Raw genomic sequence first — 20,763 nt, 5'->3', positions numbered from 1 at the left:
GCAAGCCTCTTGCTGTAAACCTTTCGTCAGCGGTACGGTCGCGCCCGTCGCCCCGAGAGGGCCGTATTCGCAAGGAGTTCACGCCTGTGACACCGAGATGGCCGGCGCCGCGGAGGCGTCGTACCGCATACCTCGCAAGGGCCGCGGCCGTCACCGTCGCCGCCCTCGCGGCAGCACTGGTGCAGCCCCTCGCCGCCCGTGCCGCGACCCCGCCCGCGCCTCCCTCGGACGCGAGGCTCGCCGCCGAGCCCGCCCGGCACGGCGATACGCGCGAGCAGTTCTACTTCGTTCTGCCGGATCGTTTCGCCAACGGGGACGCGTCGAACGACAGGGGCGGCCTCACCGGCTCACGCACGAGCACCGGATACGACCCCACCGACAAGGGCTTCTACCAGGGCGGCGACCTCAAGGGCCTGACCCGGAGGCTCGACTACATCAAGGGACTCGGCACCACCGCCATCTGGATGGCGCCGATCTTCAAGAACAAGCCCGTGCAGGGCACCGGCGCCAACGCCTCGGCCGGCTACCACGGCTACTGGATCACCGACTTCACCCAGGTGGATCCGCACTTCGGCACCAACGACGACCTGCGCGTCCTCATCTCCCGGGCGCACGCCAAGGGCATGAAGGTCTTCTTCGACGTCATCACCAACCACACCGCCGACGTCGTCGACTATGAGGAGAAGTCGTACGACTACCTGTCCAAAGGCGCCTTCCCCTACCTGACCAAGGACGGGCGGCCCTTCGACGACGCCGACTACGCGGACGGGAAGAAGGAGTTCCCGGCGGTCTCCGCCGCCTCCTTCCCGTACACCCCGCGCGTCACGAGCGACGACAAGGTCCCCGCCTGGCTCAACGACCCGACGATGTACCACAACCGGGGCGACTCGACGTTCGCCGGCGAGTCCGCCACCTACGGGGACTTCTCCGGCCTCGACGACCTGTGGACCGAGCGCCCCGAGGTCGTGCACGGCATGGAGAAGATCTACGAGCGGTGGGTGAAGGACTTCGCCGTCGACGGCTTCCGCATCGACACCGTCAAGAACGTCAACATGGAGTTCTGGACCCAGTGGGCCACCGCGCTCGACACCTACGCGGCGCGGCACGGCCGTAGGAACTTCTTCATGTTCGGCGAGACGTACTCCGCCGACACGTCCGTCACCTCCCCGTACGTCACCCAGGGACGGCTGGACGCGACCCTCGACTTCCCGTTCCAGGACGCGGCCCGCTCCTACGCCTCGCAGGGCGGCAGCGCACAGAAGCTGGCGAGCGTCTTCGGCGACGACTACAAGTACACGACCGACAAGGCCAACGCCTACGAACAGGTCACCTTCCTCGGCAACCACGACATGGGCCGCATCGGGTACTTCCTGAAGCAGGACAACCCGAAGGCCACGGACGCCGAGCTGCTCGCCAAGGACCGGCTCGCCAACGAGGTGATGTTCCTCAGCCGGGGCAACCCGGTCGTCTACTACGGCGACGAACAGGGCTTCACCGGCTCCGGCGGCGACAAGGACGCCCGGCAGACGATGTTCGCCTCGAAGGTCGCCGACTATCTCGACGACGACGAGATCGGCACCGACCGGACCGCCGCCGTTGACTCCTACGACCCGAGTGCGCCGCTCTACCGGCAGATCAGCGCACTCTCCAAGCTGCGCGCGGCCAACCCCGCCCTCGCCGACGGCGTGCAGACCGAGCGCTACGCGGCCGACGGCGCCGGCGTCTACGCGTTCACCCGGACGGACGCGAAGACCGGCCAGGAGTACGTCGTCGCCTTCAACAACGCGGACACGGCGAGGACGGCGACCTTCGCCACCGGCTCCGCCGATATGCGCTACCGCGCGCTCTACGGCACCGACGGCACCCTCACCTCCGGCCGGGACCACGGCATCACCGTCACCGTCCCCGCCCGGTCCGCCGTCGTGTACAAGGCCACCGGCCCCCTCGCCAAGCCCGTCACCGCCTCCGCCCTGACCCTCACCGCCCCGGCCGCCGGCGCCACCGGCACCGTCGACCTCACCGCCGACGTCACCGGCGGACAGCTGAACCGCGTCGTGTTCGCCGCCCAGGTCGGCGACGGGAAGTGGACGGTCCTCGGCTCCGCCGACCACGCCCCCTACAAGGTCACCCAGACCCTCGCCGGTGACGTCCCGGCCGGCACCGCCCTGCGTTACAAGGCGGTCGTGACCGACTCGGCCGGGCACACGGGCAGCGCGCTCGCCGAAAGCACCTCCGGCACCCCGCCTACGGCCGAGACCCCCACCGCCTCCTCCCGTGACTACGCGGTCGTCCATTACAAGCGCGCCGACGGCGACTACACCGACTGGGGCCTGTACGCCTGGGGCGACCTCGCCGACGGCGAGGCGACCACCTGGCCCGCGGGACACCCCTTCACCGGCCGGGACGCCTACGGCGCCTTCGCCTACGTCAAGCTGAAGCCCGGTGCCTCGAACGTCGGCTTCCTCGTCGTCGACAAGGACGGCAACAAGGACGTCTCCGCCGACCGGTCCATCGACGTCACCAAGACGGGCGAGGTCTGGATCGAGCAGGGGAAGACGGACGTCCTCACGACGCGGCCCTCCGGCGCGTACCCCGCCCAGGACACCACCAAGGCCGTCATCCACTACCACCGCGATGGGGGCACCTCCCAGGCTTTCGGCTCTGGGGGAGGGAACTACGACGGCTGGGGGCTGCACGTCTGGACGGGCGCCGCGAACCCCACCGACTGGTCGAACCCGCTGAAGCCGGTGAAGACTGACACCTATGGCGCGGTCTTCGAGGTTCCGCTCACCAAGGGTGCCACCAGTCTCAGCTACATCATCCACAACGGCGACGAGAAGGACCTGTCCGCCGACCAGTCCCTCGACCTCACGTCCGACGGCTACGAGGTGTGGCTGTTGAACGGCCAGGAGAAGCACCTGCTGCCGCAGCCCGCCGGCAGCGCGGCCGCGCTCGACCTGACCACCTCCAAGGCGGTCTGGATCGACCGGAACACGGTGGCCTGGGACGGCGTCGACGGTGCCGCCTCCACCCAGCTGCTCTCCTCCCACGACGGCTCGATCGCCGTCAAGGACGGGGCGCTGACCAGCGACGACGAGCGCTGGCTGCGGCTGACGAAGACCACGCTCACCGACGCGCAGAAGGCGAAGTTCCCGCACCTGAAGGACTACACGGCCTGGTCCGTCGACCCGCGTGACCGCGGCCGGGTGCGCGAGTCGCTCAGCGGGCAGCTCGTCGCCTCCCAGCGGGCCGCGAACGGCGCGGTACTGGCCGCGACCGGCGTACAGACCGCCGGTGTGCTCGACGACGTGTACGCGACGGCCACCAAGGCGGCCCTCGGCCCGGTCTTCCACCACGGGAAGCCGACCCTCTCGGTCTGGGCGCCGACCGCGCAGTCCGTCGCCCTCGAACTCGACGGCACGGTGCAGCCGATGCACCGCGACGCGGCCACCGGTGTCTGGTCCGTCACCGGCCCGGCGCCCTGGCGGAACAAGCCCTACCGGTACGTCGTGAAGGTCTGGGCGCCCAGCGTCCGGAAGATCGTGACCAACAAGGTCACCGACCCCTACTCGGTCGCCCTCACCGCGAACTCCGAGCGCAGCCTCGTCGTCGACCTCGCCGACCGGTCCCTCGCGCCGGGCGGCTGGTCGACGTACACCAAGCCCAAGGCCGTACCGCTGAAGGACGCGCAGATCCAGGAGCTGCACGTCCGGGACTTCTCGGTGGCGGACGCCACGGTCCCGGCCACGCACCGGGGCACCTACCTCGCCTTCACCGACAAGGGCAGCGACGGCTCCAGGCACCTGCGGGCACTGGCGAAGGCGGGCACGTCGTACGTCCACCTCCTGCCCGCCTTCGACATCGCGACCATCCCGGAGAAGAAGGCCGACCAGGCCACCCCCGGCTGCGACCTCGCCTCCTACCCGGCCGATTCCGACCAGCAGCAGGCGTGCGTCGCGAAGACCGCCGCGAAGGACGCCTACAACTGGGGCTACGACCCCTACCACTACACGGTCCCCGAGGGCTCGTACGCCACCGACCCCGACGGCACCGCCCGCACGGTCCAGTTCCGCGAGATGGTCAAGGCGCTCAACGAGGACGGCCTGCGGGTCGTCATGGACGTCGTCTACAACCACACGGCGGCCGCCGGACAGGCGGACACCTCCGTCCTCGACAAGATCGTGCCCGGCTACTACCAGCGGCTGCTCGCCGACGGCAGCGTGGCCGACTCCACCTGCTGCGCGAACACCGCGCCCGAGAACGCCATGATGGGCAAGCTGGTGGTGGACTCGATCGTCACCTGGGCCAAGGAGTACAAGGTCGACGGGTTCCGGTTCGACCTGATGGGCCACCACCCCAAGGCCAACATCCTGGCGGTCAGGAAGGCCCTGGACGCGCTGACCGTCGCCAAGGACGGCGTCGACGGCAAGAAGATCATCCTGTACGGCGAGGGCTGGAACTTCGGCGAGGTCGCGAACGACGCCCGCTTCGTGCAGGCCACCCAGCGGAACATGGCCGGCACCGGCATCGCCACCTTCTCCGACCGCGCCCGTGACGCCGTGCGCGGCGGCAGCCCCTTCGACTCCGACCCCGGCGTCCAGGGTTTCGCCTCCGGCCTGTACACCGACCCCAACTCCTCCACGGCGAACGGCACCAGGGAGGAGCAGCGGGCCCGGCTGCTGCACTACCAGGACCTGATCAAGGTCGGGCTGAGCGGCAACCTCGCCGGGTACCGCTTCACCGACACCGACGGCAAGGAGGTCACCGGCGCCGGGATCGACTACAACGGCTCGCCCGCCGGCTACGCGGACGCGCCCGGCGACGCCCTCGCCTACGTCGACGCCCACGACAACGAGTCGCTGTTCGACGCCCTGGCCTACAAGCTGCCCGCCTCCACCGGCGCGTCCGACCGGGCCCGGATGCAGGTCCTCGCGCTGGCCACCGCCGCCCTCTCGCAGGGGCCGTCCCTCTCCCAGGCCGGCACCGACCTGCTGCGCTCCAAGTCGCTGGACCGCAACTCCTTCGACAGCGGCGACTGGTTCAACGCCATCCACTGGAACTGCGCGGACGGCAACGGCTTCGGACGCGGGCTGCCCATGGCGGCCGACAACCAGGCCAAGTGGCCCTACGCCAAGCCCCTGTTGAGCACGGTCGAGGTGGGCTGCGCACAGATCGACGGCACCTCCGCCGCCTACCGGGACCTGCTGCGGATCCGTACCACGGAGAAGGCGTTCTCCCTCGGCACGGCCGCGCGGGTGCAGTCGCGGCTCTCCTTCCCGCTGTCCGGCAAGGACGAGACGCCCGGCGTGATCACCATGGAACTGGGCGACCTGGTCGTGGTGTTCAACGCGAGCCCCGACCGGCAGGAACAGCGGATCGCCGCGCTCGCCGGAACCGACTACCGGCTGCACCCGGTACAGGCCGCGGGGGCGGACCCTACCGTCAAGTCGGCCTCCTACGCGGCCGAATCGGGCACGTTCGCCGTTCCGGGTCGTACCGTGGCGGTGTTCACGCGCGGTCACTGACCGCGCATTAGATTGGGCGGGGCGGACACCGGGTCACGGCGTCCGCCCCACCCTCATCTCGGCTGACGGGCGTAGGAGTCGAACGGGCGCGGCACGCACACGGACACGCACAGGGGCACGCACACGGACACGCACACGGGCACCGGCACGGAGACCACGGTGCTGGTCGTCGACGACACGGCGGCCAGCAGGTACGCCATGGGCGCCGTGCTGCGCCGGGCCGGCCACCACGTCGTACCGGTCGCCAGTGCCGGCGAGGCCCTGGTGGAGCTGGACAACCGGCTGCGCGGCGGCGACCTGCCGGACCTGGCCCTGTTCGACGTCCGACTGCCGGACATGAGCGGCTTCGAGCTGTGCCGCCGGGTGAAGTCCCGGCCCACCCTGGCCGGGCTGCCCGTGGTGCACTTCTCCGCCGCCGCCGTCGAGTCCGGCGACCGGTGCCGGGGGCTGAACGCGGGCGGGGACGCGTACCTGTCCATGCCCGCCGAACCGGAGGAGATCCAGGCGGTCGTACGGGCCGCCGTACGCGGGGCCCGCCGGCACACCGGCGACGCCACCCTCGTCCACCGGCTCACCCTGCTGTCCGAGGCGACCGCCGCCGTGCAGGCGGCACGCCGGCCGCGCGAGCTGGCCGACGCGGCCGCCCAGGGCGCCACCCGGCTCACCGGGGGACCGGCGGTCTCCTTCGTGATCGGGCCGGACGGCGAGTTGTACCGCAGCCGCAGCCTGCTCTCCACTCCCGACGCCACCGCCCACGCCGCCGTGGCCCGGCTGGTCACCCGGCTCGCGGACGGGAGGACCGGGGCGCACACCGCCGTCGTACCCGCCCCGCTGTGGCCGCCCGGCTTCTTCCGGGCCGGCGCCACCGACGGCGCCCGGCTGGTGCTGGCCCAGGCCCGGCCCGGCGGCACCCCCGTCTGCGTGGCCACGCCCGCGCGCCGCGACCCGGGCCCCGACCCCGCCGACGAGGCCCTGCTCACCCGGCTGGCCCAGGCCACCGCGCTGGCCGCCGAACCACTGCTGATGTACCAGGTCGAGCGGCATGTGGCCCTCACCCTCCAGCACAGCTTCCTGCCCCGCCCGGAGACCCTGCGGATGCCGGGTCTGGAACTCGCCGTCCGGTACGTGCCCGCCTCCTCGCAGGCCGAGATCGGCGGGGACTTCTACGCCGCGCTGCGCACCCGCGCCGGGATCCTCACCGCCGTCGGCGACGTCGCCGGGCACTCGCTGGACGCGGCCACCGTCATGGTGGAGATCCGGCACGCGCTGCGCGCCTACTGCCTGGAGGACAGCGACCCGCGCACCCTCGCCGCCCGGCTGGACCGGATGCTCCAGCACCACCACCCGGACATCACCGCCACCGTCTGCCTGGTCCTGCTCGCCCCGGACACCGGGCACGCCAAAGTGGCCAACGCCGGGCACATCGCGCCCCTGGTGGTGCGCGGGCGGGGCGGAGCCGAGTACGTCGACGCCGACGGCCCGCTGCTCGGCCTCGGTCTGCGACGGCCGCCGCCCACCGAGCTGTTCCTCGGCCCCGCCGACCGGCTGCTCATGGTCACCGACGGCCTGATCGAGACCCGGGGCACCGACCTCTCCGTCTCCCTGGACCGGCTCCGCACGGCCGCCGCCGAGGCACCGCCCGGCGTGCACGCCCTGTGCGACAGCCTGCTGAGCCGCTTCGGCGACGACCGCGAGGACGACATCGCGATGCTGGCGCTGCGACGGGCGGCATAGGGTGGGCGCAGTTGCCGTAGAACAGGAGTGCCGCTCATGCCGCAGATCACCGTCGACTACTCCGTCACGATGGCGCCGGCCTTCGACCGGGCGGGCTTCGCGCGGGCCCTGCACACGGCGACGGTCGACATCGCCGCCGCGAAGCCGGAGGCCTGCAAGACCCAGTTCCGCAGCAGCGAGTTCACGGCCTTCGGCTACGAGGACCCCGAGGCGCTGGAGCACGCGATCGTGCACGTCACCATCGGCCTGCTGGCCGGGCGCAGCGACGAGACGAAGGCGAAGCTGACGGAGACCGTGCTGGAACTGCTGCGGGAGCATGTGGCGCAGGACGGTTTCGCTCTGCACGCCTCGGCCGAGGTCCGGGACCTCGATCCCTCGTACCGCAAGTTCAACGCGTAGCGGACCCGCCCACAGCGAGGGACCCCTCAGGGCGCCAGCGCGATCAGCCGGCCGACCAGATCGCCGAACGGGCCGTCGGCCGGCTCGTCCTCGACCATGGTGCGCAGCACGGCCGCCATCTCCTCGTCGTAGGCGGCGCTCACCGCCGCCAGCGCGGCGAAGTCGTGCACCAGCTGGACCTCCAGCTCGGCGCGCGGGATACGGCGGCCGTCCAGCCAGATCAGCGCCGTCGACTCGGCGAGCGAGATCCAGGAGCGGACGACCAGTTCCAGTCGCGCGGGCGGATCGGTCACGTTCAGATGCGACAGGATCTGGTCGTACGCGGCCTGCCGTACGGAGTCGACGAGCGCGTTGGTCGCCGACGCGTGAGCCATGGAGTGGGCTCCGCCCACGGAGACCGCCGGGCCGCCGCGCATCAGGGCCGAGAAACCGGGTCCGTGCTCGTCCACGAAGTCGAAGTACCGGCGCATCACCCGCAGCAGCCTGGCCCCCGGAGGACCCTCCTGCGGCTCCGCGAACCGGCTCGCCAGATCCTCCGCGGCACGCTTCAACGCGGCCTCGTACAGGCTGAGTTTGCCGGGGAAGTAGTGGTACACCAGCGGGCGCGAGATACCGGCGGCCGACGCTATCTCGTCGATGGAGACGTCGTCGGGCGAGCGGCGGCTGAACAGTTCGAGGGCGACACCGATCAGCTGTTGACGCCGTTCCTGCACGCCCATTCTGCGGCGGACCCCGGTACTCATGCGAACACCTTACCGATCGGATCCGGCCGTCGGCGTTCACATATCGAGCACCATTCGATCACTTGGCGCCCTCGACCCACGGATCGGCATACGGCGTGGCCGTCCCGGACAGAACAACTAGTGCAGTCCGCTGATCGACCGCCCGTTCGTCAGGGTGCCGTTCAGCTCCGCCTGCGCGCCCTGCTTGGCCGGTGCGGTCAGCATCCGGCCCGCCGCGGACGCCGTGATGCCGCCGGTCGCCCGGATCGACGCGGTGTCGCGGCTGCCCGCGGCCACCAGGTACCAGGCCCCGGTGCCGGACTTCCACAACACCCCGGCCAGTACGTTGGGGTCGCGCGGGCCGCAGGCCGGCACATCCGTGGCCCTGGCCGCCACCGCCCCGGCCTTTCCGTTCGGCGTCCGGAACTGGGCCAGCGCCATCGTCCCGTCACCCCGCCAGGTCTCGGCCCGGGTGCACACCCACGAGCCGGTGCCGCCCGCGCCGGGCAGCGGCTGGTCGGCGTACGCCCAGGCGTTGACGCTGCGCACCCCGGCGGAGCGCTCGGCCGCCAGCGAGCAGGCGAACGGCGCCCAGGCGCGTCGCCCCTCGGCCCCGGAGGCCTCACCGGGTGAGCCGGGGCGCCCGGCGGTGAGGTGAGCGGGGACCAGTTCACCGAGGTCGGTGGCCAGGCGGGTGGTACCGGCGTCGGTCAGCTGGAGCACGTTCCAGGAGGCGCAGGCGCCGGGCTGCTGGCCCGGACCGGCCGTCGGCGCCGTGACACCGTCGGTCAGGGGCAGGGCGGTCGCGGCGGAGTCGGGCTTCGTCAGGTCCCGCACGGCGGCCTTCTTCACCCAGGGCGCGGTCAGATAGCGGACGTTGCCGTCGGAGCGGCTCAGCACCAGGGCGCCGGCCTCCGCGCCGGTCGCGCCGTCGACACGGGCGACGTCGAGGGCGGCGCCCCCCTCGCTGCCGCCGTCCTTCTCCTCGGCGTAGCGGACGATGCGCAGACCGTCGTAGAGGACCACCACGCGCACGGTGTCCACCACGCCCGCGTACAGCAACTGCGGTGGGCCGGCGGGGCCGCCGGCCGGGGTGCCGACGGTGGCCGAGACGTGCACCGACCCGCCCGGCCGGGCCCAGACGGCGAGGGCGCGGCGCAGCAGATCGGTGTCGCCGGTGAGCGCGCCGCGCGCGGGCCACACCGAGAAGTCGGTGCGCGCCGAGGACTCCCAGGCGGTGGCGGGGACCCGGGTCAGCCGGGCCGGGTCAAGGGCGGCCTCGGCGGCCGGATTGCGCGCGTAGGCGGGGGCGGCGGCACCGTCGGGGCCCCAGCCGCCGCCGGGCAGCACGACCAGGGCGCCGCACACCGCGAGGGCCGCCGCCGCGGCGAGCGCCGCCTTGGTGTGCTGGCGGCGCCGCATCAGATCGGTGGGCCGGGCCTGCAGCGAACAGGGGTCGAACTCGGGGGAGGTCAGCAGCCCGTCCTGGGCGGGCACCTCGCCGGCCTCGGCGAGCGCGGCACCCGGGTCGGCGACGCCGGCGGCCCGCAGGAGCCTGCGGACGTCGGTGTCGGACAGCTTCTCCAGACCGCGCAGCACATAGGCGGCCCGGGCCGGGGCCGAGAGGGTGGCCAGACGCTGGTCCAGGGCCAGTTCGTCCGAGCCGCCCGAACGCGGGAACAGGCGCAGTCCCCACACCTGGGGGAGCAGGGGCGGCAGCTGGGTGCGCCGGAACCGGGTCGGGCCGGCCGGGCGGGCCGCCTCCAGGGCCGTACGCACCACCTGGAGGCGGAGGAAGGCGTACCCGGGGTCGCCGTCACGGCCCGTGGCCTGAGCCGGGATCACGGAGGCCGGCCTGCGGCCCCTGGGCAGGGCGCGCTGCGTCAGGGCGTGCGCGGAAAGGACCCGGCGGCCGCGGCTGGAGCCCGGTGGCAGCACGAGGTAGGCGAGCCGGACCAGCCGTGGGTAGTGCTCGACGAGCGCGGCCTCGGCCTGCTCGACGTCGACGACCGGACCGCCGGCTCCGGTGGAGGCGGCGGCGTGACGCTGGGCTACATCCTGTGACTGCACGTCCGGGAAAACGAGCGAACCGTTGGTTGGTCACCGCCGCCCGGGCGCGCGCGTACCGTGGGACGCATGGAAATCTGGATCAATCCGGCCTGCTCCAAGTGCCGCAGCGCGATCAGCCTGCTCGACGCCGAGGGGGCCGACTACACCGTCCGCCGGTATCTGGAGGACGTGCCGAGCGAGGCCGAGATCAGGGACGTGCTCGACCGTCTCGGTCTGGAGCCCTGGGACATCACCCGCACCCAGGAGGAGGCCGCCAAGGACCTCGGTCTCAGGGAGTGGGCGCGGGACGAGGCCTCGCGCGAGCGGTGGGTCAGGGCGCTCGCCGAGCATCCCAGGCTCATCCAGCGGCCGATCATCACGGCCGACGACGGGACGGCACTGGTGGCCCGTACCGAGGAGGCCGTCCAGGAGGCGGTGTCCCGGCGGCGGAGCTGAGCGGTCCTCAAGCCTCCTGTGACGCAGGTTACTTCGCTGATCCCGGTGACCACTGAGTAGCTTCGTTCGGGATTTCGTACATAGCGGCGTACGCTCCCCTACCTCTCAGGAGGCGCGGATGTCGCGCAGGAGAACACTCGGTACGAAGAAGAAGCTCGCACTGCTGGTCGGTGCCGCGGCGGTGGCGGGCGGCGGGGCCTTCGCGATGGCGGCCACCTCGAACGCCGCGCAGACCACCCCCCGGACGCTGTCCGCCGCGGACTCGGGCGTCTGTCAGGGGCTGGCCACGGCCCTCGGCAACAACCAGAGGTTCATCGACGGCCAGAAGGCCAGTCCGGACGCGCAGTCGGCGGCCCGGATCACCAACCGAGAGGCGGTCATCGCCCAGATCAAGGTCCAGCAGAAGGCGTCCGGTTGCACCGTTGGGGAGTCGGCTCAGGGCTCCCAGGCGGCGCAGGGCGGCCGGGCCGGACAGCAGGCGGCGGGTCAGCAGGGCGGGCAGCAGAGCGGTCAGCAGGGCGGGCAGCAGAGCGGTCAGCAGGGCGGTCAGCAGGCAGGACAGCAGAGCGCGGCGCCCTCGCAGAGCGCGACCGCCGCCGCGGGAAACTCCGGGGCAGGCGCCGGTGGCGCCGCCGCGGCCTCCGGGCAGCAGGTCTGCAAGGGCTCGACCGTCACGCTCTCCGGCGAGGCCGGCGCCCCGGCCGCCTCCAGCGACCAGTTCCCGGCGGGGACCACGCTGAAGGTCACCAACCTGGACAACAACAAGTCCACCACGGTGAAGGTCACCTCGGTCTCCGGCAGTTGCGTGCTCCTCAACAACGCAGCATTCGAACAGGTCCGGGAGGCCGGCAAGTTCCTGATCCGCCACGCGGTGATCGAGAAGGTGGGGTGAGAACACAGCGGCAGGCGTGAGGTGAGAGGGGCCGGCGACCGTCTTCGGGGGGCGGCCGCCGGCCCCTACCCCGCACGAGCCGCCCTCACCCCGTGACACGCGGCACAAAATGACCAGGTAACACGTGGTTCACATTCGAGCAATGATCGGGAAATCGCCTGTTGACAGGCTGCCGGGCAGATAGAGCGGCGCCCCAGTGCCGCAGCGCCGCAGCACCCGCAAGTGCGCCCAGACCCACCCCCGAAGGATGTGGCCCGTGAGCTTCAAGGCTGAGTACATCTGGATCGACGGCACCGAGCCGACGGCCAAGCTGCGTTCGAAGACGAAGATCCTCGCGGACGACGCCAAGGGCCAGGACCTTCCGATCTGGGGCTTCGACGGGTCCTCCACCAACCAGGCCGAGGGCCACTCCTCGGACCGTGTGCTCAAGCCGGTCTTCTCCTGCCCGGACCCGATCCGCGGCGGCGACGACATCCTCGTCCTGTGCGAGGTCCTCGACATCGACATGACGCCGCACTCCTCCAACACCCGGGCCGCGCTGGTCGAGGTCGCCGAGCGGTTCGCCGCCCAGGAGCCGATCTTCGGCATCGAGCAGGAGTACACCTTCTTCGACGGTCCCCGTCCGCTGGGCTTCCCCGAGGGCGGCTTCCCGGCCCCGCAGGGCGGCTACTACTGCGGTGTCGGCGCCGACGAGATCTTCGGCCGCGAGATCGTCGAGGCGCACCTGGAGAACTGCCTGAAGGCCGGCCTCGCCATCTCCGGCATCAACGCCGAGGTCATGCCGGGCCAGTGGGAGTTCCAGGTCGGCCCGGTCTCCCCGCTGGAGGTCTCCGACCACCTGTGGGTGGCCCGCTGGCTGCTGTACCGCACCGCCGAGGACTTCGGCGTCTCCGCCACCCTGGACCCCAAGCCGGTCAAGGGCGACTGGAACGGCGCGGGCGCGCACACCAACTTCTCCACCAAGGCGATGCGCGAGGGCTACGACGCGATCATCACCGCCTGCGAGTCGCTCGGTGAGGGCTCCAAGCCGCTCGACCACGTCAAGAACTACGGCGCCGGCATCGACGACCGCCTGACGGGCCTGCACGAGACCGCCCCCTGGAACGAGTACTCCTACGGCGTCTCCAACCGCGGCGCCTCGGTCCGCATCCCCTGGCAGGTCGAGAAGGACGGCAAGGGCTACATCGAGGACCGCCGCCCGAACGCCAACGTCGACCCGTACGTGGTGACCCGCCTCCTGGTGGACACCTGCTGCTCCGCGCTGGAGAAGGCCGGCCAGGTCTGACCCTCGCGGTACTCCCGACAGGGCGCGCACCGGCCACGGTGGGCGCCCTGTCGCGTTGCCGGACCTCGTGCCGAGGAAAAGAAGCGTCCAAGCAGTGAGAGGAGGGTCCTGTTGCGGGGCTGTGTCTGCTTCAATGGGCCCATGGCCAGCTTCCAGAAGTACACCGCGACGGGTCGCCATGACCTCGAGCCCTTCTGGCCCTCCCGTCAGCACCACGACTTCGACCGGGTGTGTTGCCGCGCGATGAACGCGCCGGCCCTCTAAAGCCGTACACCCCGGCCTTCGGCCAGCGCGACACGACGTACGTCCCGACGAGCCCGACCACGAATCGCGGCCGTCGTCCCCCAGACGAACTCCTCGCGCGAAAGAGCTGACCTCTCATGGCGACCACTCGTTCCCTCTCCACCGCCACCCGCACCTCCCCGGCCCCGGCGAACGGCGCCCGCCACCGACTGCGTGCCGTCGACCGGGACGAGGTGGTGGACGTCGCGGACTTCCTGCCGCCGGGCGCCACCTGGCTGCCCGCGCCGCAGCACACCCTGCCCACCCTCCCGGGCCAGCCGCCGATGGTCGGCTACCTGGTGCTGGTCCCGGCCGACCAGCGCCCGCCGTTCCTGCCGGTCGCGGTCCCGGACCAGCCGGAGCCGGCCCCGTCCACGGGCGCCGAGCCGCTGGTGCGGATCGACCCCGAGGAGCGCACCGCGAGCGTCGACGGCCACCGACTCGACCTCACCTACCTGGAGTTCGAGCTGCTCGCGCACCTGGTGGCGCACCCACACCGGGTGCACACCCGCGACCAGCTGGTCACCACGGTGTGGGGGTACGGCCACGTCGGCGACGGCCGCACCGTCGACGTCCACATCGCCCGGCTGCGCCGCAAGCTGGGCGCCCAGCACCGCCAGGCGATCCAGACGGTGCGCCGGGTCGGCTACAAGTTCACCCCGCCGACCGCGCGCTGAGCCCGCGGATCTGCCGTCGGCAGATCCGTCTTCCCGCCCACGGCCCGCACCGGGCAGGCTCCCCGGCATGAGACTTCTTGTGCTGGGCGGTACGGAGTTCGTGGGCCGGGCCGTCGTCAAGGCCGCGCTCGGGCGCGGCTGGGACGTGACCGTCTTCCACCGGGGACGGCACGAACCCCCCTCGGGGGCACGGTCGTTGCACGGCGACCGCAACGCACCCGACGGCCTCGCCGCCCTGGCCGGGGACACCGGCTGGGACGCCGTGGTCGACACCTGGTCGGCCGCGCCGCGTGCCGTACGGGAGGCCGCACGGCTGCTGCGGGGCCGTGTCGGCCGCTATGTGTACGTGTCCAGCCGGTCGGTGTACGCCTGGCCGCCGGCGCCCGGCCTCGCCGAGGACGGCCCCCTGGTGGAGGGGGCCTCCGCCGACGCGGAGCAGACCGGGTACGCGCGGGACAAGCGGGGCGGCGAGCTGGCCGCAGCCGAGGCCTTCGGCGCCGACGGCTCCCTCCTCGTCCGGGCCGGGCTGATCCTCGGCCCGGACGAGAACATCGGCCGGCTGCCCTGGTGGCTGACCCGGATCGCCCGCGGCGGCCCGGTCCTCGCCCCCGGCCCCGAGGACCTCCCCCTGCAGTACGTCGACGTGCGCGACCTCGCCGAGTGGATCCTCGGCGCACTCGGGCGGGCGCTGAGCGGGCCGTACAACCTGGTGAGCCCGCCCGGCCACACCACCACCGGCGAGCTGCTGCGCGCCTGCGCCCGGGTCACCGGCGCCGACGCGGAGCTGCGCTGGACCGACCCGGACGTGATCCTCGGCGCCGGGATCGAGCCGTGGACGCAACTGCCGGTGTGGGTGCCGCCGGGCGGCGAGCTGTACGACGCCCTGCACCGGGCGGACGTGTCGCGGGCGCTGGCCACGGGCCTGGTGTGCCGGCCGGTCGGCGAGACCGTCGCGGACACCTGGAGCTGGCTCACCGGCATCGGCGGTACGGCACCCCAGCGGCCTGACCGGCCGCCCGTCGGTCTCGCCGCCGAGGCGGAGGCGAGGGTGCTGGCCGAGGCCGGCCGCACAGAACGGGCGATCGGCGAACACACCTGAAACATCCTCGGCAAACCGGGACCCGAGGTGTCGGACGACGACAATCCGCCTGTTCCCACCGTGCCGGCCCACCGCGACCGCGACCGTTGATTTTCCCGAACTTGCGCTGCTCAGGCCATGGTTGCGGGCCGTCAGGGCGCCAAACCTCTGATTAATTTGTGAGACGGCTGAACACGTCTGGGGCGGGGTTCGTATGGAAGGACGCCGCTTCACTCCTGTCGGGCGCCTCGATGCTGCCCCGCAAGGAAGTCAGAGGAGTTCCATGGGACGCAACACACGCAAACGCCGTATGCCACTGGCCACCAAGGCCATAGCTGCCTCGGCTGCTCTAGCGCTCGGCGGGGGCGGGCTGCTCTGGGCGAACTACTTCGCTTCGGCGCACGAGGCGAACAACCAGGCCTGGGGAGGGAACCAGACCAAGGCCGCCCCCGCGCAGGTGGCGACGATCTCCTGCCCGGACGTCGGCCAGAAGCTGACGAACGTGCCGGCGAGGGCCCAGCAGGGCGTGGCCACGGAGCTGGCGAACCTCGACAAGCAGATCACCGAGGCCTACACCCGCCTCGCCTCCACCCGTCAGGCGCAGGCCAATGACGCGAACTTCGTGCAGAACGCGATCGTCGGCCCCCTGAAGGAAAAGCGGGCGGCGACGATCGACCGGATCCGCATCGACGTCCAGCGGGTCGGCGGTACCTTCGACAGCTCGCTGGCCCAGCTCGCCGCCTGCACCACGCAGGCCGCCAACCAGACGACCGCCGGTGGCCAGAACAACGGCCAGCAGAACAACGGTCAGCAGAACAACGGCGGTCAGCAGAACAACGGCGGTCAGCAGAACAACGGCGGTCAGCAGAACAACGGCGGCCAGAACAACGGCGGCCAGCAGGCGAACAACGGCGGCCAGGGCGGCGACGGTCCGGCCGCGGCCGACTTCGTGGACATCACCAAGGTCGCGCCGAACGTCCAGGGCAAGCCGCAGAAGTCCGGCCAGGCCTCGACCGGCACGTTCGTCACGAAGTGCGGTGTGAACGCCAACCAGAACCACAACAGCGACAACGTGATCGTCGCGCCCGGTGTGTCCAACGGCGCCCACCACGTGCACGACTACGTCGGCAACCAGAAGGTCAACGCGTTCTCCAGCAACAACACGTTCCTGCAGGGCGGGACGAGCTGCCAGAACAAGAACGACCTGTCGGCGTACTACTGGCCGGTGATCCGCGAGCAGGACGGCACGCAGGAGAAGGACGCCAACGCCAACGGCGGTGGCAAGGACCTCAACGTCGGCAAGATCCTGGTCGCCCAGCAGGCGCAGATCACCTACGTCGGCAACCCGACCAGCAAGGTCGTCGCGATGCCGCAGTTCCTGCGGATCATCACCGGTGACGCCAAGGCCTTCGTCAACGGCCCGGGCAACGCCAACGCGCACTGGAGCTGCACCGGCTTCGAGAACAAGGTGCAGCTGACGGACAAGTACCCGATCTGCCCGCAGGGCAGCAAGGTGGTGCGTACGTTCGCCTTCCAGAGCTGCTGGGACGGCAAGAACATCGACAGCGCCAACCACCGCACGCACGTGGCCTTCGCCGACCCGGCGAGCGGCGCCTGCGGCAACGGCTTCAAGGCGATCCCGCAGCTGACGATGCGTCTGGTCTACAACGTGCCGGCGCCGGTCATCCAGAACGGCCAGGTGAAGAACGCCTACGCGGTGGACGGCTTCCCCGAGGAGCTGCACAAGGCCATCACCGACCACGACGACTTCATCAGCGTCACGACCGGTGGCCTCGCCAACAAGATCGCCAACTGCATCAACAGCGGTCAGCGCTGCCAGTGACGGTCACGGTGACGGTCGCCCCGGAAGGTGACTGACACTCCGGCAACGGGAAGCGGGCGGTGGGACTCCCACCGCCCGCTTCCGTGTGCGTGCCGCCCGGCTCAGCCGTGGTGCGCCGTGTGGTTGGTCCCGATCTCCACGTCGCCGCCCAGGGTGCCGCGCAGCGCCTTGACCACCCCGTCGTCGCCCACGGCCACCCACTTGCGGCCGACGAGGTAGTAACCGCCGTAGTCCTCCGCGTCGTTGATCCACTCGCGCTGGCCGCGGTCGGTGGCGAAGGTGGCGAGTACGAACCGTCCGTCGGCGTTCTTGCAGAGTGCCTGACGGATTTCGTCCGCGTCCGTCTGCATGTTCGGCTTGCACTTCACCTGGGCGGCCAGGCTCTCCAGGCTGCCGGTCGCGGTGACCGGCACCTTGGCGGCTGCGTCGCTGTTTCCGGTGCCACAGCCCGTCAGCGCCAGGACGGCCGCGGCGCCGGCCGCGGCGAGCATCGGTCGGGTCAGCCTCATCTTTTCCTCCGGTCCCTTTCCTGCTCCAGCCAGACCTCCGGGGGCCCGTCCCCTTGCATACGGGCGCGGGGCGCCGCGTGCTCAACGACCGTACCGAAACCGGCTGCCCCGGCAGGCACACCTGTGCGAAGGTGAGCCGGTGAACCAAGACTGGGAAGACCGCGTCACCGCCGCCTGGGCCACCTTCGACGACTACACCGAGGACGAGGCGGGCCAGTTCCGTGCCGTGATCGACAAGCTCGTCGCCGAACTGCCGGAGGGCAGCCCGCTCGGCCCGTTCGAGCAGGCCTGCGCCTGGGACTCCACCGGCCACTCGGACAAGGCGGCACCGCTGTACCGCGAGGCCCTCGCCCGCGGGCTCAGCGGCTACAAGGGCCGCCGCGCCAGGATCCAGCTCTCCAGCTCCCTGCGGAACATCGGCCGGGCGGAGGAGGGCGTCAAGCTGCTCACGCCCGAACTGGACGCCCCCTCGGACGAGTTGGACGACGCGGTACGCGCCTGCCTCGCCCTGTGCCTGTCCAGCCTCGGCCGCGACCGCGAGGGCCTCTCCCTCGTCCTCGGCGCCCTGGCCCCGCATCTGCCGCGCTACCAGCGCTCGATGGCCAACTACGCGCGCGCACTGGTCGAGCCGCAGGAGTAGCCGGACCCCGGCCTGTTCGAATTTCTGCCGCCCCTCCAGCCCCTCTCGAACCCGGCGTGACACGGCGGCAAATACCGTGCTCACCTGGGTCTTTGGGCGACTTCGCAGACCTCCGATTGTCAGTGGCAGCCAGTAAACTGGAAGCAGTGTTCGAGGGAGTTGCCGGGGCTGCCGAAGGCCTCGGCGTAGCGCCCTGACCGCGACAGGAGGATGCCCGTGCCCGCTGCCGCACTGAAGCCGAAGCCGAAGTCCGCCCACATCTCCCAGACCGTCCGGCCCCTCGTGAAGCATCCGCTTCCGGCGGGTCGGCCGCGCGAGTGGTACATCACGCACAACCGCCGCCTGAAGGCCATGCGCCTGGCCATCGCCCTGCTCGACTCGGGGGTCTACGTGCCGAACCAGGCCCGCAACGAGACGATCCGGAGCACGGCCGAGCTGATCGGCATCCACCCGCCGTCCGACACGACGTGCCACATGGTGCGCGCGTTCATGCGGTACAGCCGGTGAGCCGGTAGGCGCGTGAACCGGTGGGGCGTACGACGCCGTACGCCCCACCGTCCCACCCGCCCCGCCTCAGGCCGACAGCTCCCGCTCCAGCGGCGTCCGGAAGCGCGGTGTCACCTTTGTCGGTCCCAGCCAGCCGTGCAGCCGCTCCGCCCGCTCCGCCACCGCCGCCTCGGCCTGACGCCGTATCCCCGGGTCGACGATCCGCCAGACGATCTCACCGTCCGGCCGCTGGGCCCAGCCGCCGACCACCCGCCCGTCCCACCACACCGTCGGCCCCACGTTCCCGCTGCCGTCGAACAGCAGCGGGCGCAGTTCCGGGGACAGGTACCAGTCCCGTTGCTGCCAGCCCATGGCCGTCGGGTCCAGGCCGGGCAGCAGGGCCGCCCACGGTTCGGCGGGCTCCGGGACGGGCGCGACGTCCCCTTCCGCCACGTACCCCGTTCCGCCCTCGTCCAGGGACACCTCGACCGCCCCGATCGCGGCCAGCGCCCGGCGGACCTCCGTCACCCGCCAGCCCGTCCACCACTTCAGGTCGGCCTCCGTCGCCGGGCCGCAGGCCCGCAGCCAGCGGTTCAGCAGCTGTGCCTGCGCACCGGCGGCGTCCAGCTCCGGATGGGCCGGCGCCGGCGCCCAGCGGAACTGGCTGGACGTCCAGGAGCCCAGCGGCCGGCCGCGCACCACCTTGCCCTCGACGCCCAGCACGCGCAGCAGCCGGCCGGAGACCGTGTGGACGCCCTCGTAGCTCCTGCCCGCCGCGTACACGAACTGCTCGCGCAGGCGCGGCTCGTCCGCCGCCAGCTCCGCCGCGGTCGCCTGCCCGCGCCGGGCCAGCGCGGCCAGCGCCGAGGCCTCGACCTCAGCCAGCCAGGCGGCGTCCGGAGCGCCTGCCTTGGCCATGTCCTTGACCAGGGAGGCGCGTTCGCGGGCGGCCACGGTCAGGCCGGTGGAGGCGTGCACCACGGCGGTCAGCTCCGTCGGGAACACGAAGACCGTGTGCCGCATGCCGTGCATCCGCACCAGCGTGCCGTCCTCGTACAGCGCCCGCTCCGTGGACGGCACCGTCTTCGCCGGATCGGCAAGCCGAGCCCCCACCGCCAGGAACACCGTCGCCGGATCCGTGCCGTGCAGCGCCACCAGCGACCCGGCGACCTCCTCGGGCCCCGCCGCCCGCGCGGACCCGGCCAGCCGGTGGCGCACGGCCAGCCGGGCCCGCCGCTCCGCCACCGAGATGTGCCGCGGCCGTCCGCCCCCGCCCGTAGCAGCGCCCATACCGACCCCTCCGCACCCGTCGTGAACCGTCCCTGAGGGCATCCTCGCCGACACCACTGACAACGGGCCCCCGGGCAGGGCCTGCCTAACCCAGCCCCGTCAGCAGCGCGTCCACGAACGCCCGCCGGTCCTCGGCGTGGTCGTGCAGCCACACGCCCACCCAGTGCTCGGCGTCCGGGAGTTCGAGGCGGGTGAACCGGGCCCGCGCGGCCAGGGCCTCCTGCACGGCCCGCGTCACCTGCGCCGGGATCACCGTGTCCGTGCCCGGCACCGCCAGCACCGCCCGGCCCTCGTACTTCCGCAGCACCTCCAGGGCGGCCGAGTCGCGCCAGCCGTCCGGCGTGCGGATGATCTCGCTGAACCGGCTGTCACCCTCGCCGAACGGCACGTCCCAGGCCTCGCGCGGGTACACGGCGGGCGCGCACAGACCCACCGCCGCAACCCGCTCGCCGTAGTGCCCCGCCAGGTCGGCCACGGTCTGCCCGCTCATGCTGAACCCCACCAGCAGCAGCGGATCGGGCGCGGGAGCGTGGGCGTCGGTCACCGCCACCGCCTGCTCGAACCTGCGCCGCAGGCTCAACTCCGCGAGCGCGCCCGTGCTCCGGCCGTGCCCGGAGAAGTCGAAGGCCAGGGCGCGGCAGCCGCGCGCGGCGAACTCGGCCACCAGCGGCCGCAGCCGTTCCTCGCTGCCGAAGCCGGCACCGTGCAGCAGGACGACGGTCGCCCGCCCGGGCGGCCCCGCGTACACCCCGCTGAGCAGTTCGCCGTCGTACTCGTGGGTCAGGTCGTGGAGTCCGGTGCGGTCGGAGAGTTCGCTCATGACGCCCATTCACTCACGGAAAACAGGATGCACGCCCAGTGATCGGCTCCCTACGCTGGAGACCTCCCCACCGGCC

At 71.9% G+C, this 20,763-nt stretch carries 16 protein-coding genes; 11 read left to right on the top strand and 5 right to left on the bottom strand.

Features of this window, described 5'->3' with window-relative positions; all coding sequences use genetic code 11:
- Nucleotides 1–86: 86 nt before the first annotated feature.
- The 3 genes from pulA (at nucleotide 87) to ACFYMM_RS05650 (ending at nucleotide 7,658) form a co-directional block, all read left to right on the top strand.
- Nucleotides 87–5,525 carry a pullulanase-type alpha-1,6-glucosidase gene (gene pulA / locus ACFYMM_RS05660; RefSeq protein ID WP_388384149.1) on the top strand — a complete coding sequence of 1,813 codons (5,439 nt, stop codon included), beginning with the start codon at nucleotides 87–89 and terminating at the stop codon, nucleotides 5,523–5,525.
- Between the two features lie 198 nt (nucleotides 5,526–5,723).
- Nucleotides 5,724–7,259 (top strand): SpoIIE family protein phosphatase, encoded by a 1,536-nt coding sequence (locus ACFYMM_RS05655; protein ID WP_388384509.1) that lies wholly within the window; start codon nucleotides 5,724–5,726, stop codon nucleotides 7,257–7,259.
- Nucleotides 7,260–7,295: 36 nt separating this feature from the next.
- Nucleotides 7,296–7,658 (top strand): 5-carboxymethyl-2-hydroxymuconate Delta-isomerase, encoded by a 363-nt coding sequence (locus tag ACFYMM_RS05650; RefSeq protein ID WP_388384147.1) that lies wholly within the window; start codon nucleotides 7,296–7,298, stop codon nucleotides 7,656–7,658.
- 26 nt (nucleotides 7,659–7,684) lie between these two features.
- On the opposite strand, the gene ACFYMM_RS05645 is transcribed toward ACFYMM_RS05650, so the two are convergent.
- Nucleotides 7,685–8,401 (bottom strand): TetR/AcrR family transcriptional regulator, encoded by a 717-nt coding sequence (locus tag ACFYMM_RS05645; RefSeq protein WP_388384145.1) that lies wholly within the window; start codon nucleotides 8,399–8,401, stop codon nucleotides 7,685–7,687.
- A gap of 117 nt (nucleotides 8,402–8,518) precedes the next feature.
- Nucleotides 8,519–10,450: a hypothetical protein gene (locus tag ACFYMM_RS05640; RefSeq protein ID WP_388384143.1), complete on the bottom strand. Its 1,932-nt coding sequence runs from the start codon at nucleotides 10,448–10,450 to the stop codon at nucleotides 8,519–8,521.
- 66 nt (nucleotides 10,451–10,516) lie between these two features.
- Between ACFYMM_RS05640 and ACFYMM_RS05635 the strand changes: the two genes are divergently transcribed.
- The 6 genes from ACFYMM_RS05635 (at nucleotide 10,517) to ACFYMM_RS05610 (ending at nucleotide 16,942) form a co-directional block, all read left to right on the top strand.
- Complete coding sequence (locus tag ACFYMM_RS05635; RefSeq protein WP_388384141.1) at nucleotides 10,517–10,885, top strand: arsenate reductase family protein; 369 nt, start codon at nucleotides 10,517–10,519, stop codon at nucleotides 10,883–10,885.
- 118 nt (nucleotides 10,886–11,003) lie between these two features.
- Complete coding sequence (locus ACFYMM_RS05630) at nucleotides 11,004–11,777, top strand: hypothetical protein (RefSeq protein WP_388384139.1); 774 nt, start codon at nucleotides 11,004–11,006, stop codon at nucleotides 11,775–11,777.
- Nucleotides 11,778–12,033: 256 nt separating this feature from the next.
- Nucleotides 12,034–13,062 carry a glutamine synthetase gene (gene glnII, locus ACFYMM_RS05625; protein ID WP_388384137.1) on the top strand — a complete coding sequence of 343 codons (1,029 nt, stop codon included), beginning with the start codon at nucleotides 12,034–12,036 and terminating at the stop codon, nucleotides 13,060–13,062.
- Nucleotides 13,063–13,442: 380 nt separating this feature from the next.
- Entirely contained in the window at nucleotides 13,443–14,021 is a 579-nt protein-coding gene (locus ACFYMM_RS05620) for a winged helix-turn-helix domain-containing protein (RefSeq protein ID WP_388384136.1), read from the top strand.
- A 67-nt stretch (nucleotides 14,022–14,088) separates the two neighbouring features.
- A complete protein-coding gene (locus ACFYMM_RS05615) occupies nucleotides 14,089–15,120 on the top strand; it encodes an SDR family oxidoreductase (protein ID WP_388384135.1) in 1,032 nt (343 codons plus the stop codon).
- Nucleotides 15,121–15,382: 262 nt separating this feature from the next.
- Complete coding sequence (locus tag ACFYMM_RS05610) at nucleotides 15,383–16,942, top strand: DUF1996 domain-containing protein (protein ID WP_388384134.1); 1,560 nt, start codon at nucleotides 15,383–15,385, stop codon at nucleotides 16,940–16,942.
- A 101-nt stretch (nucleotides 16,943–17,043) separates the two neighbouring features.
- On the opposite strand, the gene ACFYMM_RS05605 is transcribed toward ACFYMM_RS05610, so the two are convergent.
- Entirely contained in the window at nucleotides 17,044–17,451 is a 408-nt protein-coding gene (locus tag ACFYMM_RS05605; protein WP_388384132.1) for a hypothetical protein, read from the bottom strand.
- A 121-nt stretch (nucleotides 17,452–17,572) separates the two neighbouring features.
- On the opposite strand from ACFYMM_RS05605, the gene ACFYMM_RS05600 reads away from it, so the two are divergent.
- Nucleotides 17,573–18,091 (top strand): tetratricopeptide repeat protein, encoded by a 519-nt coding sequence (locus ACFYMM_RS05600; protein ID WP_388384508.1) that lies wholly within the window; start codon nucleotides 17,573–17,575, stop codon nucleotides 18,089–18,091.
- Nucleotides 18,092–18,307: 216 nt separating this feature from the next.
- Nucleotides 18,308–18,598 carry a hypothetical protein gene (locus tag ACFYMM_RS05595; RefSeq protein ID WP_388384131.1) on the top strand — a complete coding sequence of 97 codons (291 nt, stop codon included), beginning with the start codon at nucleotides 18,308–18,310 and terminating at the stop codon, nucleotides 18,596–18,598.
- Between the two features lie 66 nt (nucleotides 18,599–18,664).
- Here ACFYMM_RS05595 and ACFYMM_RS05590 read toward each other — a convergent pair whose 3' ends face one another.
- Nucleotides 18,665–19,867, bottom strand: coding sequence for a winged helix DNA-binding domain-containing protein (locus ACFYMM_RS05590; RefSeq protein WP_388384129.1), 1,203 nt, complete (start codon nucleotides 19,865–19,867; stop codon nucleotides 18,665–18,667).
- An 85-nt stretch (nucleotides 19,868–19,952) separates the two neighbouring features.
- Nucleotides 19,953–20,687, bottom strand: a complete 735-nt coding sequence (locus ACFYMM_RS05585) for an alpha/beta hydrolase (protein WP_388384128.1) — start codon at nucleotides 20,685–20,687, stop codon at nucleotides 19,953–19,955.
- Nucleotides 20,688–20,763 lie beyond the last annotated feature (76 nt).

Source organism: Streptomyces sp. NPDC006739, from assembly GCF_042869815.1.
GTDB lineage: Bacteria > Actinomycetota > Actinomycetes > Streptomycetales > Streptomycetaceae > Streptomyces.
The sequence above is the reverse complement of the archived record's forward strand: the minus strand, read 5'-3'. Positions and strand labels throughout refer to the sequence as shown.